Source organism: Pantoea sp. MHSD4 (genome assembly GCF_021043305.1).
Classification (GTDB): Bacteria; Pseudomonadota; Gammaproteobacteria; order Enterobacterales; family Enterobacteriaceae; genus Pantoea; species Pantoea eucalypti.
In genome coordinates, this window is sequence record NZ_JAJNDH010000006.1 from 209,233 (window position 1) to 223,034 (window position 13,802).

The 13,802-nt window shown below is 55.5% G+C and carries 15 protein-coding genes; 8 read left to right on the top strand and 7 right to left on the bottom strand.

Translation table 11 applies throughout. The features are described from left to right. Positions 1-1,179, bottom strand: a complete 1,179-nt coding sequence (tsgA, locus tag LQK91_RS17985; RefSeq protein WP_003852972.1) for an MFS transporter TsgA — start codon at positions 1,177-1,179, stop codon at positions 1-3. A 261-nt stretch (positions 1,180-1,440) separates the two neighbouring features. On the opposite strand from tsgA, the gene ppiA reads away from it, so the two are divergent. The 5 genes from ppiA (at position 1,441) to argD (ending at position 4,785) form a co-directional block, all read left to right on the top strand. Then, a complete protein-coding gene (ppiA, locus tag LQK91_RS17990; protein ID WP_003852970.1) occupies positions 1,441-2,013 on the top strand; it encodes a peptidylprolyl isomerase A in 573 nt (190 codons plus the stop codon). A 99-nt stretch (positions 2,014-2,112) separates the two neighbouring features. Beyond that, the gene (locus LQK91_RS17995; RefSeq protein WP_003852968.1) at positions 2,113-2,283 is read left to right on the top strand and encodes a YhfG family protein; all 171 of its coding nucleotides are present in this window, start codon (positions 2,113-2,115) and stop codon (positions 2,281-2,283) included. After that, positions 2,273-2,866: a putative adenosine monophosphate-protein transferase Fic gene (locus LQK91_RS18000; RefSeq protein WP_003852963.1), complete on the top strand. Its 594-nt coding sequence runs from the start codon at positions 2,273-2,275 to the stop codon at positions 2,864-2,866. Before LQK91_RS17995 ends, LQK91_RS18000 begins: the two co-directional genes overlap by 11 nt. A gap of 41 nt (positions 2,867-2,907) precedes the next feature. Then, complete coding sequence (locus LQK91_RS18005; RefSeq protein WP_008926263.1) at positions 2,908-3,483, top strand: aminodeoxychorismate/anthranilate synthase component II; 576 nt, start codon at positions 2,908-2,910, stop codon at positions 3,481-3,483. Positions 3,484-3,564: 81 nt separating this feature from the next. Next, on the top strand, positions 3,565-4,785 hold the full coding sequence (gene argD, locus LQK91_RS18010) for a bifunctional acetylornithine/succinyldiaminopimelate transaminase (protein ID WP_003852959.1): 1,221 nt from the start codon (positions 3,565-3,567) through the stop codon (positions 4,783-4,785). Position 4,786: 1 nt separating this feature from the next. Here argD and LQK91_RS18015 read toward each other — a convergent pair whose 3' ends face one another. Further along, complete coding sequence (locus LQK91_RS18015; RefSeq protein WP_105099973.1) at positions 4,787-6,862, bottom strand: YccS/YhfK family putative transporter; 2,076 nt, start codon at positions 6,860-6,862, stop codon at positions 4,787-4,789. Between the two features lie 57 nt (positions 6,863-6,919). Then, positions 6,920-7,552, bottom strand: coding sequence for a cAMP-activated global transcriptional regulator CRP (gene crp, locus LQK91_RS18020; protein WP_003852956.1), 633 nt, complete (start codon positions 7,550-7,552; stop codon positions 6,920-6,922). A 303-nt stretch (positions 7,553-7,855) separates the two neighbouring features. Between crp and LQK91_RS18025 the strand changes: the two genes are divergently transcribed. Then, the gene (locus LQK91_RS18025) at positions 7,856-8,260 is read left to right on the top strand and encodes an OsmC family protein (RefSeq protein WP_003852949.1); all 405 of its coding nucleotides are present in this window, start codon (positions 7,856-7,858) and stop codon (positions 8,258-8,260) included. Between the two features lie 513 nt (positions 8,261-8,773). Here LQK91_RS18025 and LQK91_RS18030 read toward each other — a convergent pair. The 3 genes from LQK91_RS18030 to LQK91_RS18040 all read right to left on the bottom strand — a co-directional run bounded on the left by LQK91_RS18030 (position 8,774) and on the right by LQK91_RS18040 (position 10,944). Then, entirely contained in the window at positions 8,774-9,643 is an 870-nt protein-coding gene (locus LQK91_RS18030; protein ID WP_003852946.1) for a phosphoribulokinase, read from the bottom strand. Positions 9,644-9,704: 61 nt separating this feature from the next. Further along, on the bottom strand, positions 9,705-9,923 hold the full coding sequence (locus LQK91_RS18035; RefSeq protein WP_003852945.1) for a YheU family protein: 219 nt from the start codon (positions 9,921-9,923) through the stop codon (positions 9,705-9,707). 4 nt (positions 9,924-9,927) lie between these two features. Next, the gene (locus tag LQK91_RS18040; RefSeq protein WP_008926262.1) at positions 9,928-10,944 is read right to left on the bottom strand and encodes a hydrolase; all 1,017 of its coding nucleotides are present in this window, start codon (positions 10,942-10,944) and stop codon (positions 9,928-9,930) included. Between the two features lie 57 nt (positions 10,945-11,001). Here LQK91_RS18040 and LQK91_RS18045 point away from each other — a divergent pair, with 57 nt between their 5' ends. Then, entirely contained in the window at positions 11,002-11,604 is a 603-nt protein-coding gene (locus tag LQK91_RS18045) for a LysE family translocator (protein WP_003852942.1), read from the top strand. A 1-nt stretch (position 11,605) separates the two neighbouring features. Here the strand turns inward: LQK91_RS18045 and LQK91_RS18050 are convergent, their stop codons facing one another. Further along, positions 11,606-12,586 (bottom strand): LacI family DNA-binding transcriptional regulator, encoded by a 981-nt coding sequence (locus LQK91_RS18050; protein ID WP_105099974.1) that lies wholly within the window; start codon positions 12,584-12,586, stop codon positions 11,606-11,608. 236 nt (positions 12,587-12,822) lie between these two features. On the opposite strand from LQK91_RS18050, the gene tauA reads away from it, so the two are divergent. Then, a complete protein-coding gene (gene tauA, locus LQK91_RS18055; RefSeq protein ID WP_003852939.1) occupies positions 12,823-13,800 on the top strand; it encodes a taurine ABC transporter substrate-binding protein in 978 nt (325 codons plus the stop codon). The last annotated feature ends 2 nt before the right edge of the window (positions 13,801-13,802 follow it).

Genomic DNA, 13,802 nt, shown 5'->3' on the forward strand with positions numbered 1-13,802 from the left:
CTAATGCGTGACGTGACCGTGAGTACGATGACGGCTGACAAAGCCGAGCAGGGCACACATTACAAACACCACGGCGTAGAGCGCGTTAGCCGTCGCCAGTGCGGTATGCACACCACTTTTCTCAACGATAGGTGCCGTGACCACAAAGGTCAGCATGGTGCCGACGGTGCCGCAGGTCAGGATGAAGTTCACCAGCTTCGGTGAAGCCACTTTGGTCTGTAGTGAACCCAGAGTGATAATGGTGGTGTAGATAGCACTTGAGCTGAAACCAAGAATCATGATGATCCACTTCAGCATGCCAGCATCGCTGCTGCTGACGAACCAGTACATCAGCACGGTCGCCAGGCCTGCCAGCACCATCAGAATGCGTTGCAGATCGAAGAAACGCAGCAGGAAGCTGAAGGCCCACATACCCACCATATACGCCGTCCAGAAGCTGCCCACCAGTTGTCCTGCGTCATTGATGTTCATGCCCATGACTTTGGTGGCATATTCCGGCACCCAGGAGATAAAGCCGAGCTGGCCCAGAATGTAGCAGAGTGCCGCCACTGCCAGCAGCAGCACGCCCACACCCCATTTTTCTTTCTCAACCGTCGGGCTGTTTTCAGGCTTACGCAGCACCGGGAACTCAACAAACAGCGTCATGATGAAGATGGCGACGTAGATAAAGCCGATGCAGACGTAGACCCAGTACCACGGCAACTGACGCGCCAGCAGAATCCCTGCCAGCACCGGAAACAGTGTGCCCGCCATGCTGAAGAAGGAGTCGGTGAACAGCAGGCGTGAACCACGCTGACGACCTTCATACATGTGCGTAATCAGGAAGGTGCCGATCGACATGGTAATGCCGCTCACCACACCCAGTACAAACATGCAGAGCGAAAAGACAGTGAGATCGCGACTGGTCATCAACCCGATTATCGCCAGCACCATCAGGACGAAGCCGAAAATAAGCTGGCGCTTCAGCGGCACAATGACCATCAGCCAGGCGTTCAGGAAGACCGCAGCTAAAATGCCGCTGTTGAGGAAGGTGAAGGTATTACTCATGCTGGAGATGGGGATCTGGAAATCTTTTGCGATATCGCCCATTACCATGCCGGTAACGATCACCAGCGCGCCAGTCAGCGCATAGGAGAAGAAGCTTATCCAGGTGAGGCCAATACGATTACGGTTTGTCATGTTCTGAACCTGTTGAGAACCGGGTGGCAAAAAGTGTCAGAAAGTGTAAACGGAACTGTGATCTTAATAAACAAGCAGTGAAACTACAGATCCATATTTCATGTGTTGTGTGATTTTAATCACGCAATTGCGGGTGTTTAACGTTTGCTCAGACCTTTTGCTGCAACAGCGTAAATATAGGTAAAACGCTGGCTCATGGAATAGAGTCTCTTTACAATCAATCACGTTTTTGTGCCCGCTCTCCCAGGTAAGGAATCTTTCATGTTTAAACGTACTTTAACAGCGGCCATCACCCTGTTAGCGCTCTCTTCCGTTTCCGCCCAGGCGCTGGCCGCAAAAGGTGACACCCACGTTCTGCTCACCACCTCCGCCGGCAATATTGAACTCGAACTGAATAACCAAAAAGCGCCGGTTTCTGTGAAAAACTTCGTTGATTACGTCAACAACGGTTTTTACAACAACACCATTTTTCACCGCGTGATCCCGGGCTTTATGGTGCAGGGTGGGGGCTTCACCACAGACATGCAGCAGAAGCAGACCAACGCGCCAATTAAAAACGAAGCGGACAATGGCCTGCGTAACCTGCGCGGCACCATCTCTATGGCGCGTACCGCCGATAAAGACAGTGCGACCAGCCAGTTCTTCCTCAACGTCGCGGATAATGCCTTCCTCGACCACGGACAGCGCGATTTTGGCTATGCCGTATTTGGCAAGATTGTGAAAGGTCAGGATGTGGTTGAAAAAATTTCTCAGGTTCCGACCAAAGATGTGGGTCCTTATCAGAATGTTCCGTCCAAACCGGTAGTTATCCTCTCCGCTAAAGTCCTGCCTTAACGCTTTTCGTCGCCATCTGCGGATGGCGACCGTCTGTCGCCTCCGGCAAAGCCAGAAATTGCTCTTATACTTAGGGCAAAAACCTGAGCAGGAGGCGGCATGGCGAACAAACTCACCGAAAAACAGAAGGTCACCCTGTGGCAACAGCGACGTAGCGCCAGCTATCAGGCCAGCTGTCGGCTGGAAGGTTTCATGCCAAATGAAACCAGTGTTAACAGCGATGATGCAGCCGCACGTCTGGCGTCACTGAGGAGGCAATATGGACTCTAATACCGCCGTCAGCCAGGATCCCTACCTGTGGCAGCACGACAACGTGCTGAAAAACCTGCCCGATATTCATGACGCTGCGCAGCTGCGCAAGGCAGAGCTGAGCTTTAGTGCGGCACGCGCCGCTACGCTGGAGCTGGGCCCGCGTAATCCCGGGCTGCCTTACCTGCGCCAGATCCATCGCACGCTGTTTCAGGATGTCTACAGCTGGGCGGGGGAACTGCGCACCATTGATATCTGGCGTGATGAGACGCCGTTCTGTCATTTCGAATATATCGAAAAGGAAGGCAATGCCCTGATGGCCGCGCTGGAAGAAGAGAAGGGGTTAGCTGATTTGCCGCGTGACGAATTTATTCAGCGCCTCGCTCACTACTATTGCGAAATCAATATGCTGCATCCTTTCCGCCACGGAAATGGTCGGGCGCAGCGGATTTTCTTTGAACAGCTTGCACTGCATGCCGGATATCTGCTGAACTGGGAAGAGACGGATGCTGAAAGCTGGAAAGCGGCGAATCAGGCCGGTGTAGCCGGAGATTTGGTCCCGCTGGAGCAGGTCTTTGCGAAAGTGGTGAGTGAGGCGGCCTGACCGCGTAGAATAGCGGCGCGGTTTATCATTCTGGACACGTCATGCTGCTGCTTATCGACAATTACGACTCCTTTACCTGGAATCTCTATCAATATTTCTGCGAGCTGGGCGCGCAGGTTCAGGTGGTGCGCAATGATGCCATCACGCTGGAGCAGATGGCGGCGCTGCCACTGACCCATCTGGTCATCTCGCCTGGCCCCTGCACGCCGTCGGAATCAGGCATCTCGCTGGCGGCAATCCGGCACTTCGCCGGACAGCTGCCGGTGCTGGGCGTCTGCCTGGGCCATCAGGCGATTGCGCAGGCGTATGGCGCGCAGGTGGTACGTGCGCGTCAGGTGATGCACGGCAAAACCTCTGCCATTCAGCACACCGGCCAGGGCGTGTTTCGCAATCTCAATAATCCCCTTACCGTGACCCGCTATCACTCGCTGATTGTGCAGCGCGATACTCTGCCCGAGGCTTTCGAGGTGACGGCCTGGACGATGCGTGACGGCGAGCCTGACGAAATTATGGGATTCCGCCACAAAACTCTGGCGCTGGAAGGCGTACAGTTCCATCCCGAGAGCATTCTCAGCGAGCAGGGACATCTGCTGCTGCGCAATTTCCTTGAGCAATAAGTTGCCTTTGAGTGATTTTTTATGCATATTTTGTGATTATTATTTCATGTTTGCACAATAATCATTTAAATGGGGTCATCAATGGCAGCGGAAAAAATTGCGGTCACGCGGGAGACGTTCGATAACGTTATTTTGCCTGTTTATGCACCTGCGCAGTTCGTGCCGGTAAAAGGCAAGGGCAGCCGTGTATGGGATCAGCAGGGCAAAGAGTATATCGATTTCTCGGGTGGTATCGCCGTCACCGCACTTGGACACTGCCATCCTGCGCTGGTGGAGACGCTGAAAAGCCAGGGCGAGACGCTGTGGCACACCAGCAACGTCTTCACCAACGAACCGGCGCTGCGCCTTGCCAGTAAGTTAATCCAGGCGACCTTTGCCGATCGCGTCTTCTTTGCCAACTCCGGTGCCGAAGCCAACGAAGCCGCGTTTAAGCTGGCGCGCTACTACGCCTGCAAACGTCACAGCCCGTTTAAAAGTAAAATCATCGCCTTCCATAACGCCTTTCATGGCCGGACGCTGTTTACCGTTACGGTCGGCGGACAGCCAAAATATTCCGACGGGTTCGGGCCGAAACCGGCGGATATCGTTCACGTGCCGTTTAATGACCTTGATGCAGTGAAAGCGGTAATCGACGACCACACCTGCGCCATCGTGGTTGAACCGATTCAGGGCGAAGGCGGCGTAGTGCCCGCGACGCAGGAATTTATGCAGGGACTGCGCGAGCTTTGCGATCAACATCAGGCGCTGCTGGTGCTGGATGAAGTGCAGAGTGGCATGGGACGCAGCGGCAAACTGTTCGCCTATGAGCATTATGGCGTCCAGCCCGATATTCTGACCTCAGCCAAAGCGCTGGGCGGCGGTTTCCCGGTCAGCGCCATGCTGACCACTAACGAGATCGCCTCGACCATGGCACCAGGCGTGCATGGGACCACGTATGGCGGCAATCCGCTGGCCTGCGCCATCGCTGAAACGGCGCTGGATATTATCAATACGCCGGACGTGCTGGCGGGTGTCGATATGCGGCGTGAGCACTTTGTCACAGCGCTGCAGGCCATTGATGCGAAGTATGACTTGTTCAGTGACATTCGCGGCAAGGGGTTGCTGATTGGCGCCGCGCTTAAACCTCAGCATGCCGGGAAGTCACGCGACATACTGAATGCCGCCGCCGCTGAGGGCGTGATGGTGCTGGTTGCCGGCACCGACGTGATGCGTTTTGCGCCGTCACTGATTATCGAACCGGCCGATATCGAAGAGGGCATGCGCCGCTTCGCCACCGCCGTCGGCAAGGTGCTTAACGGCTAGGCTAGTTTTTACGTAAGCGTCTGATCAGCCAGCGGCCATGTTGTGGTCGCTGGTTCCATGCCAGTGAGGAGATGGTGTACATCACGCTCAGATGGTCAAGAATACGTCGCACATGCTGTTCAACCACCGTGACAGGTCCCTCACTGATGTTCTCAAGATCATCCAGCAGATTAACCTGTGAGCTTTCACCATCATATTCCAGCCGCTGCTGACACCGCTGTAGCGCGATTTCACAGGATTGCAGATAGCGTTCTGCCAGCGAGTCGGTCAGCATAGTGTGCTCCCGCGCCAGAATCGTTATGGCATTAATGTGCTCAACAATAAACTGACTGTGCGTGACCCAGAGCCGCATATCACTCAGATAGCGGGAGTTAAACGCGGGTTCCTGCATCGCCTGATTCAGCGAGTTAAACAGCGCATTGTGCGCCTGATTCACCTTCACGCGCTGATACGCCAGTTTCTCAGGTGACTGTTCGTTACACAGCAACAATCTCAGTGCGTCCTGATCGGCTTCCAGCGCATCATGGGCGTTCTGTCGCAGTAAGCCACTCTGCCACTGCGGCCACAGCCACAGCATTCCGCCAAAGGCGATCAGACAGCCCATCAGCGTATCCATCAGTCGCGGCAGCAGAAACTGCGCGCCATTCAGCGACAGCAATTGCAGCGAGTAAACCGCCGTGACCGTAAAGCCAATCATTGACCAGCCATAGAACTGGCGCGTAAAGCGATAGCTGATAAAGGTTATTGCCAGCATGATCAGCAGCACCAGCGACTCCGGTACCGCCAGCCGCAACGTGGCGGCCGCAATCACCAGACCGGCAAAGGTGCCCAGCGCACGGTGCTGGATGCGAACACGCGTAGCGCTGTAACCGTTCTGGCTGACGAACATGATGGTCATCAGGATCCAGTAAGGTTTGGGGATGTTGAAGAACAGCGCCAGTGCACTGCCCAGCATCAGCATTACCGCAAAGCGTCCGGCGGTGCGCAGCGCTGACGAGCGAAAAGAGAGATAACTGCGCAGCGCCGGTAACAGCGGCAGACGGCGCTGACGATCCGCCATCAGATCACGCTGATACAGCGGTTTCTGCGTGCGCAGCACCCGCGCAATGCGGTTGAAGTGGTAAAGACAGAAGTTACCCACCGGATTGTCGGGATGCTGATGGGCGATCTTCTCCAGCGCGCCAAGCTGTTTGTCCATCGCAAAGCGATCGGGTAGCTGGTGATAAAGGATGTTATCCGCCAGCACCCGTAGCCGGGCCGAAATGGTTTTGGCATTCCAGCGGATCACCGCTTCGGCATGGCTCTGTTCGACCAGCTTCTGCACCTCTTCCGGCCGATGCAGACTAACCGAGATGTGTTCCTGCAGATCCAGCGCCACCTGAAAGGCGCGCGTCAGCCGCTTATGGCTGTGATCGCGGCTTGCCGACAGCATGTGCATCTGCTGATAGCAGGTGTTAATCAGATCGACCACTTTCTGCTGACGCGCCAGCAGCGGCGGCAGTGCCTTTTCCGGGTCGGTCAGCTGCGTCAGCAGGGTGTATTTGGCGTCGCAGTAGTTAGCCAGCTCGCGGTAGATCAGGCTGAGGCTTTCGCGCATCGGCTGCTCTTTCCACAGCCAGAACCAGAACCAGTTAAACAGCCCATACCAGAGCGTGCCGCCGATGTAGAGCAGCGGGGTAACATAGATGGGCATGCGGCCAATGAGGCTCAGGGTAAAAATGGCGGCGATAAGCGTGCCGGGCAGCAGACGACCATGCAGCGGGCTGATCTCACCCGTCACGCCGAGCAGCAGGGGCATGGCGAACAGGATGAGCGGTAGCGGAATGGCATGCAGTGTGAGCCACTGAATCAGGAAGCTGCCGAGGGCAAACAGGCTGCCACCCACAATCAGGCGTTTGAAAAAGCGTTTATGCGGGGTATCCAGACCGGCAATATTGCAGCAGGCAGGCACTAACGAGAACAGCAGACCTTTTTGCAGGTCGCCAGCCAGCCAGCCCAGCGCGACGGGCAGACAAAGCACCAGCGTTTGCCGCAAGGCGTAGTTGACTTCAGGATGGTAAATAATTCGACGCCACATCGGCCCAACACAAACAATAACGGCGTGATGTTGCCATCACGCCGTGGGTGACAGGAATTAGCGGGTGCCGTAAACGACGATGGTTTTGCCGTGTGCGGAGATCAGGTTCTGATCTTCCAGCATCTTCAAAATACGGCCCACGGTTTCGCGTGAACAACCAACAATCTGGCCAATTTCCTGACGAGTGATTTTAATTTGCATGCCGTCGGGATGCGTCATGGCATCTGGCTGCTTCGCCAGGTTGAGCAGGGTCTGTGCAATGCGTCCGGTGACGTCGAGGAAAGCGAGGTTACCCACTTTTTCAGACGTGACCTGCAGGCGACGCGCCATCTGCGAGGAGAGTCGCATCAGGATGTCGGGATTAACCTGAATCAGCTGACGGAATTTCTTGTAAGAAATCTCCGCCACTTCGCACGCGCTTTTCGCACGTACCCAGGCGCTGCGCTCCTGGCCTTCTTCGAACAGGCCAAGCTCACCAATGAAATCGCCCTGATTCAGGTAGGAAAGAATCATCTCTTTGCCTTCTTCATCTTTAATCAGAACCGCGACGGAACCTTTCACGATGTAGTAAAGCGTTTCTGCTTTTTCACCTTGGTGAATCAGCGTACTTTTGGATGGATACTTGTGAATATGGCAATGGGACAGGAACCATTCGAGTGTAGGGTCTGTTTGCGGTTTGCCGAGAACCATTCGCTATTATCCTCTGTTGTAATCGTGCCCAAAATACAGGGGGCAGTTTTCCCTGTCAGGCGGTGAAAGCTTCAAGCGTTTCCCTTTCAGGAAATTATTCGGGCCGCATCAGGCGCAGTGCGCATCATTCTTCCCGGCTTCGCCATCGGGTGACGAAAAATATTTTCAGCACTGTTTGTAGCACAGCTTTTGCCGACTGTCTTGTGTTGTCTCGCTTCAGCTACAGGCGGATTTCTCTGGATTGCTGTTTACCAGGCGAAAGCGTACTCTGGCGACAAAACAGCGTATTCCGGAGCAAAAATCATGCAGGCAAGAGTGAAGTGGGTAGAAGGACTGACATTCCTCGGAGAATCCTCATCCGGCCATCAGATACTGATGGATGGAAATTCGGGCGATAAAGCGCCCAGCCCAATGGAGATGGTGCTGATGGCGGCCGGCGGATGCAGCGCGATTGACGTGGTATCAATTCTGCAAAAAGGCCGTAACGATGTGGCTGATTGTGAAGTAAAACTGACCTCAGAACGTCGTGAAGAGGCGCCGCGAATCTTTACGCACATCAACCTGCATTTTATCGTGAGTGGTAAAGCGCTCCAGGATAAAGCGGTCTCACGCGCGGTGGATCTTTCTGCTGAAAAATATTGTTCGGTGGCCATCATGCTGGGTAAAGGCGTGACGATTACGCATAGCTATGAAGTGATTGAGCTGTAACAGGCTGAAGGGCATTTTAAAGTCGCGGGCCAATTCGGAGTCGGTCTGGTGTCGGGCCGTTCCTGCATAGAGAGTCCGCTTTAAGACTGTGCCCGCGCTATTACGCACCTCATCCCTGAGGTGCGCCCATACCGGGCCAACGCTTTGCGTTGTTCAAAAACGCTCCCGGCGTTTTTGTCCCAGTCGCGGGACGCTTTCCTCTTCTGACCCGGTTCCCGGCGTGTTGAGCTTAGGTGTTGCTGTCAGATTCTTTGTCACCAGGTTTTTTCAGTGGCGACCTTTCTGAAAACGGATGTGGCTGCCGGACGTGAAGCGAAGGGAGCATATGCCTGTAGCAAAGCATAGCGGGCCAGGGATGGCCCGCGCTGAGCCTGCCAGGGATGGCGGTTTTGCGTCTTTGCGAAAGGTGTATGCTCCCTGAAGCCAGCTCAGCAGTAAGCCTTTCCCCGCAGAAATGCCAGTTTTACCTCTTTGCGAAAGGCCTCTGCTCTCTGCGTTTTTTTTGCTGACCTCTTACTCTATCCGCTTACCTTCCATCAGCCGCTTCACCAGCGGACCCATGATCAGCTCCATCGCCAGACCCATTTTGCCGCCGGGCACGACCAGCGTATTGATGTGCGAGATAAACGAACCCTGCAGCATCGCCAGCAGGTAGGGGAAGTCGATATCTTCCAGCGCCTGGAAATGAATCACCACAAAGCTCTCATCCAGTGACGGAATGGCGCGGGCAGCGAACGGGTTTGAGGTGTCGACGGTCGGGACGCGCTGAAAGTTGATGTGGGTGCGCGAGAACTGTGGCGTGATGAAATTGATGTAATCTTCCATCGAACGCACCACGGAATCCATCACTGCTTCGCGTGAATGACCGCGCTCGCCGGTGTCGCGCACCAGCTTCTGAATCCACTCCAGGTTAACAATGGGCACAACGCCCACCAGCAAATCAACCTGTTCCGCCACGTTATGCTGCGCCGTCACCACGCCGCCGTGCAGTCCTTCATAGAACAGAATGTCAGTGTTCTGCGGCAGCGGCTGCCAGGGCGTAAAGGTGCCGGGCACCTGATTCCACGGTACGGCTTCATCGTAGGTGTGCAGATATTTACGCGACTGGCCCTGTCCGCTTTGACCATACTCTTTAAAGCTCTGCTCCAGCAGACCAAAGTCATTGGCTTCCGGGCCAAAGTAGCTGACGTGACGTCCTAAATCGCGCGCCTTACGAATCGCCATATCCATTTCAGGGCGGGTAAAGCGGTGAAAGCTGTCGCCTTCAAGCTCAGCAGCATGAAGATCGAGCTGCTGAAAGATTTTACGAAACGCGAGGCTGGTGGTGGTGGTTCCTGCACCGCTGGAACCGGTCACCGCGATAATGGGATGACGTGCAGACATAGAAAAGCTCCCTGTGAGATCGGGCGATGAGCATTGTTATCATGAAATGATGCCGGGTGCATCAGCCACGAAATTCTTTGCGCGGCATGATATTGACCGATTCATGCAGTTCCGACCACACCAGCACCACTTCACCGGTTTCCAGCTGGCGTCGCACATCAGCTACCTTGTCCAGCAGGCTGCGTTCCTGCTCGCCGTAGTCTGTGCCTTCGCGCAGCACAAAGGTTTCAATCAGATTTTCAAGGGTCTCAGGTGAGACCTGTTGCCAGGGAATAATCACAAGATCAGTTATCCAGAAAAGGGGCGATCCACTGCGGGATGCGCTGTTCCAGCCACATTTCAGGCTGGCGTAGCGTTCCGCCGACAAAACCGACGTGGCCGCCGTAGGGTGTCAGTTGATAAGTAATAGTGGCAGATAATTGGCTGCTGTGCGGGATCACCTCATCACTCATAAAGGGATCGTCTTTGGCGTGGATGATCAGCAGCGGTTTCTCTGTGTGTTTCAGCCAGGGCATGGCGCTGGCACGATGATAGTAATCTGCTGCATCGACAAAACCGTGGGCGCGGGCTGTAATCGCATCATCAAAATCGCGCAGTCGCCGCATCGCTTTGAGCTGTGCCAGATTAACCGGCAGGGTGTCCGGCCAGGCATGCAGTTTGCGGCGTGCATTTTTCTTGAGCTGCGCCAGCAGGTAGTACTGATAGAAGCGCGAGAAGCCGCGTTCCAGTTTCACGCTGCACGGTTCCAGCAGCAGCGGGGCGGAGACAATCACGGCGGCATCCACCTCCGCAGCGGCACCCTGCTGGCCGAGCAGGCAGCCCAGCATGTTGCCGCCCAGCGAGAAACCCACGGCGGCGGTAGGCACATGACCCCAGCGGGTGCGCAGCCAGTGCAGGAAGAAGCGGGCATCTTCAGTTTCGCCGGAGTGATAGATGCGGTTCAGCCGGTTAGGTTCGCCGCTGCAGCCGCGAAAATGCATTACTACTGCCAGCCAGCCACGTGCGCGGCAGATCGCCATCAGGCCATGAATGTAGGGACTCTGAAAGCTGCCCTCCAGTCCATGAAACAGCACCACGCGCGGTTTATGCTGCGCCAGCTGCGGATCTTCGCTCCAGGCGAGATCGACGAAATCGCCATCGGGCAGATCGAGACGCTGCCAGTGAGGAGCGAAGGTGATACGGCGACGTAACAGGCGCGGCAGCATCGTCTGCAGATGCGCGTTACGCAGCGTGTCAGGTGGTCTGAACTGCTCGTTTTCCGGGCCGGTAAATTTCATGTGGTAAAAGCTTGTCTGTTCCATATCACACTGTTAGCTTCGATAAGTTTTTTATTGCAGGGTAAGGAGTACCCGATTGCCATGGAACTGAGTCTTTTCTTATCAATGTTGGGATTTCTGTGGGTCGCGGCCATTACGCCAGGCCCCAATAATATGTTACTCACCGCCTCGGGCGCTAATTTTGGCTTTCTGCGCACGATTCCGCTGATGATCGGCATCATGATCGGCATGCAGGTGATGCTGCTGATGGTGGCTTTTGGCGTAGGCGGTTTGATCCTGCTCTATCCCTCGCTGCATCTGATGCTGAAAATCGCCGGTAGCCTCTATCTGCTCTGGCTGGCGTGGAAGATAGCCACCGCCAGCTATGCAAAGCTGGAAACTGACCAGGCACCGGATGCGCCAATGCCGTTCTGGCAGGGCGGGCTGCTACAGCTGATCAACCCCAAAGCCTGGCTGATGGCGCTGGGCGCGGTCGCCAGCTTCAGTCTGGCCGGTGATGCGTATCGTCATTCCGTGATGGCCATAAGCGTCGGTATGTTTCTGGTTAATCTGGTGTCGGGCGTCATCTGGATGGGATTTGGCGCGATGATTGGTCGCATTCTGCGCAGTCGCCGCGCCTGGAGAATATTTAACCTCGCCATGGGGCTGCTGACCGCTGCCTGCGTGTTATTAATCTGGCACTGAGTCAGCTGGATGCGCGTTCAACGCGCGTCCAGGGCAGCACCTCACGCATCACCGGCGCGTTCGGGTTGCGGATCTTCTGCAGCAGCAGCTGTACGCTGCGTGCGCCCAGCTGATTCATCGGCTGTTCAATGGTAGTCAGTGGCGGATTCAGGCTGCGGGTAAAGGGCACTCCGTCAAACCCCACCACCGCCAGATCTTCCGGCACGCGCAGACCCGCTTCCAGCGCCGCATGCACCACGCCCATCGCCAGCACATCTGAAACCGCAAACACCGCATCCGGCGGTTCCGGCAATGCCATTAATTCCTTCATCGCCTGAATGCCTGCCTCTGGGGAGATTTCATAGGTATAGGAGACGGCGGACCACGCATAGCCCAGCTCCTCAATGGCCTGGCGGTAGCCCTTTTCACGATGATGCGAGTAGAGGTAACGCATGTCGCCATTGACCAGCCCAATGCGTTTCCGCCCTTTACCCGCGAGGTAATGGATGGTGTCACGCGCGGCTTCAAGGTGATCAATGCTGACCGAGGAGGCGGGAATATCCGGATCAAATTCACAGCATTGCACCCAGGGCGCCCCGGCGATCAGCGCCTGCAAATCCTGCAACCCTGATGCGGCATCCATCGTTATTACACCATCCACCACTTTTCCGGTCAGCAGCGAAAGATAGGCGGCTTCACGCTGAAGCTGCGAGGCGGAGTTGCAAAGCAGAATGTGATAGCCGTGCAGTTCTGCTTCGGCTTCAATGCCCTGAACCACGCGCGAACAGAAGGGGTTGGTAATGTCCGAGATCAGCACCAGCAGCATGTGGCTTTGTGCCGTCCGCAGCTGACGTGCCAGTAAGTTGGGCTGATAGTCGCAGGCAGAGATTGCCGCCAGAACTTTCTCACGCGTATCGGGCTTTACGCCGGGATGCGCGTTGAGAACCCGCGATACCGTGGCTTTGGAAACGCCAGCCAGCTGAGCGACTTTCTCGATCGACATCGGATTTAAAGACCTTAACAGGTAATAATTGGGAACGCATATCAATAACACAGGCACAATGTGAGCGCCTGACATTTTTGCTTACTTTAGCTATTTTCAGCATTTGCGATTTTCAGCTTAGTTTTGCAGATAGTGATCTAAGAACTTATTTCTATTAGGGATAATTTTTAATTCCTTTATGAAACTATTGCGTGCAGAGACACTGCCTCCACGATAAAACCGGTGGGGTAGTGATCATGGCAGCAACACGTTTAACTTTCTTAGCCGCAGCGATGGCGCTGCTGGCGTTTCGGGCTGATGCAGTCAATGTCACCGTTGCGTACCAGACCTCTGCCGAACCGGCGAAAGTGGCACAGGCTGATGACAGTTTTGCCAAAGAAAGCGGGGCCAGCGTCGACTGGCGTAAGTTTGACAGCGGTGCAGGCGTATTGCGCGCGCTGGCGTCCGGCGACGTCCAGATTGGCAATATCGGCTCCAGTCCGTTAGCGGTCGCAGCGGCGCAAAAGCTGCCAATCGAAGCCTTTCTGCTTGCCTCACAGCTGGGCAACTCTGAAGCGCTGGTGGTAAAGAAGAACATCATCACTCCCAGCGATCTCATCGGCAAGCGCATCGCGGTGCCGTTCATCTCTACCACCCACTACAGCCTGCTTGCTGCACTGAAACACTGGGGCATCAAGCCGTCGCAGGTACAGCTGGTTAATCTGCAGCCGCCTGCGATTATCGCGGCGTGGCAGCGTGGCGACATTGATGGCGCTTACGTCTGGGCGCCTGCGGTGAATGAACTGGAAAAACAGGGCAAAGTGCTGACCGACTCGGCGGCAGTGGGGAGCTGGGGATCGCCGACGCTGGATGTCTGGGTGGTCCGCAAAGATTTCGCTGAGCAGCATCCGGAGATCGTGACCGCATTTGCCCGCAGCGCGCTTGATGCCCAGCAGGCCTATCTTAACAGCCCCGATAGCTGGCTGAAGCAGCCCGATAATCTCAGCAAACTCTCCCGCCTTAGCGGTGTGCCGGAAGCGCAGGTGCCGGATCTGGTGAAGGGCAATACCTACCTCACGGCGCAGCAGCAGGTTGAGCAGCTGGGCAAACCGGTCAATAAAGCGATCGTCGATACTGCGCAGTTTCTGAAAGCACAGGGCCGGGTGCCGCAGGCGGATAACGACTACAGCAGCTATGTGACCTCCCGTTTCGTCGCACCATTAGTTAAACCCTAAGG

Coding starts and splice junctions, on each gene's coding strand:
- tsgA (WP_003852972.1), bottom strand. CDS start 1,179: ATGACAAACCGTAATCGTATTGGCCTCACCTGGATAAGCTTCTTCTCC.
- ppiA (WP_003852970.1), top strand. CDS start 1,441: ATGTTTAAACGTACTTTAACAGCGGCCATCACCCTGTTAGCGCTCTCT.
- LQK91_RS17995 (WP_003852968.1), top strand. CDS start 2,113: ATGGCGAACAAACTCACCGAAAAACAGAAGGTCACCCTGTGGCAACAG.
- LQK91_RS18000 (WP_003852963.1), top strand. CDS start 2,273: ATGGACTCTAATACCGCCGTCAGCCAGGATCCCTACCTGTGGCAGCAC.
- LQK91_RS18005 (WP_008926263.1), top strand. CDS start 2,908: ATGCTGCTGCTTATCGACAATTACGACTCCTTTACCTGGAATCTCTAT.
- argD (WP_003852959.1), top strand. CDS start 3,565: ATGGCAGCGGAAAAAATTGCGGTCACGCGGGAGACGTTCGATAACGTT.
- LQK91_RS18015 (WP_105099973.1), bottom strand. CDS start 6,862: ATGTGGCGTCGAATTATTTACCATCCTGAAGTCAACTACGCCTTGCGG.
- crp (WP_003852956.1), bottom strand. CDS start 7,552: ATGGTTCTCGGCAAACCGCAAACAGACCCTACACTCGAATGGTTCCTG.
- LQK91_RS18025 (WP_003852949.1), top strand. CDS start 7,856: ATGCAGGCAAGAGTGAAGTGGGTAGAAGGACTGACATTCCTCGGAGAA.
- LQK91_RS18030 (WP_003852946.1), bottom strand. CDS start 9,643: ATGTCTGCACGTCATCCCATTATCGCGGTGACCGGTTCCAGCGGTGCA.
- LQK91_RS18040 (WP_008926262.1), bottom strand. CDS start 10,944: ATGGAACAGACAAGCTTTTACCACATGAAATTTACCGGCCCGGAAAAC.
- LQK91_RS18045 (WP_003852942.1), top strand. CDS start 11,002: ATGGAACTGAGTCTTTTCTTATCAATGTTGGGATTTCTGTGGGTCGCG.
- LQK91_RS18050 (WP_105099974.1), bottom strand. CDS start 12,586: ATGTCGATCGAGAAAGTCGCTCAGCTGGCTGGCGTTTCCAAAGCCACG.
- tauA (WP_003852939.1), top strand. CDS start 12,823: ATGGCAGCAACACGTTTAACTTTCTTAGCCGCAGCGATGGCGCTGCTG.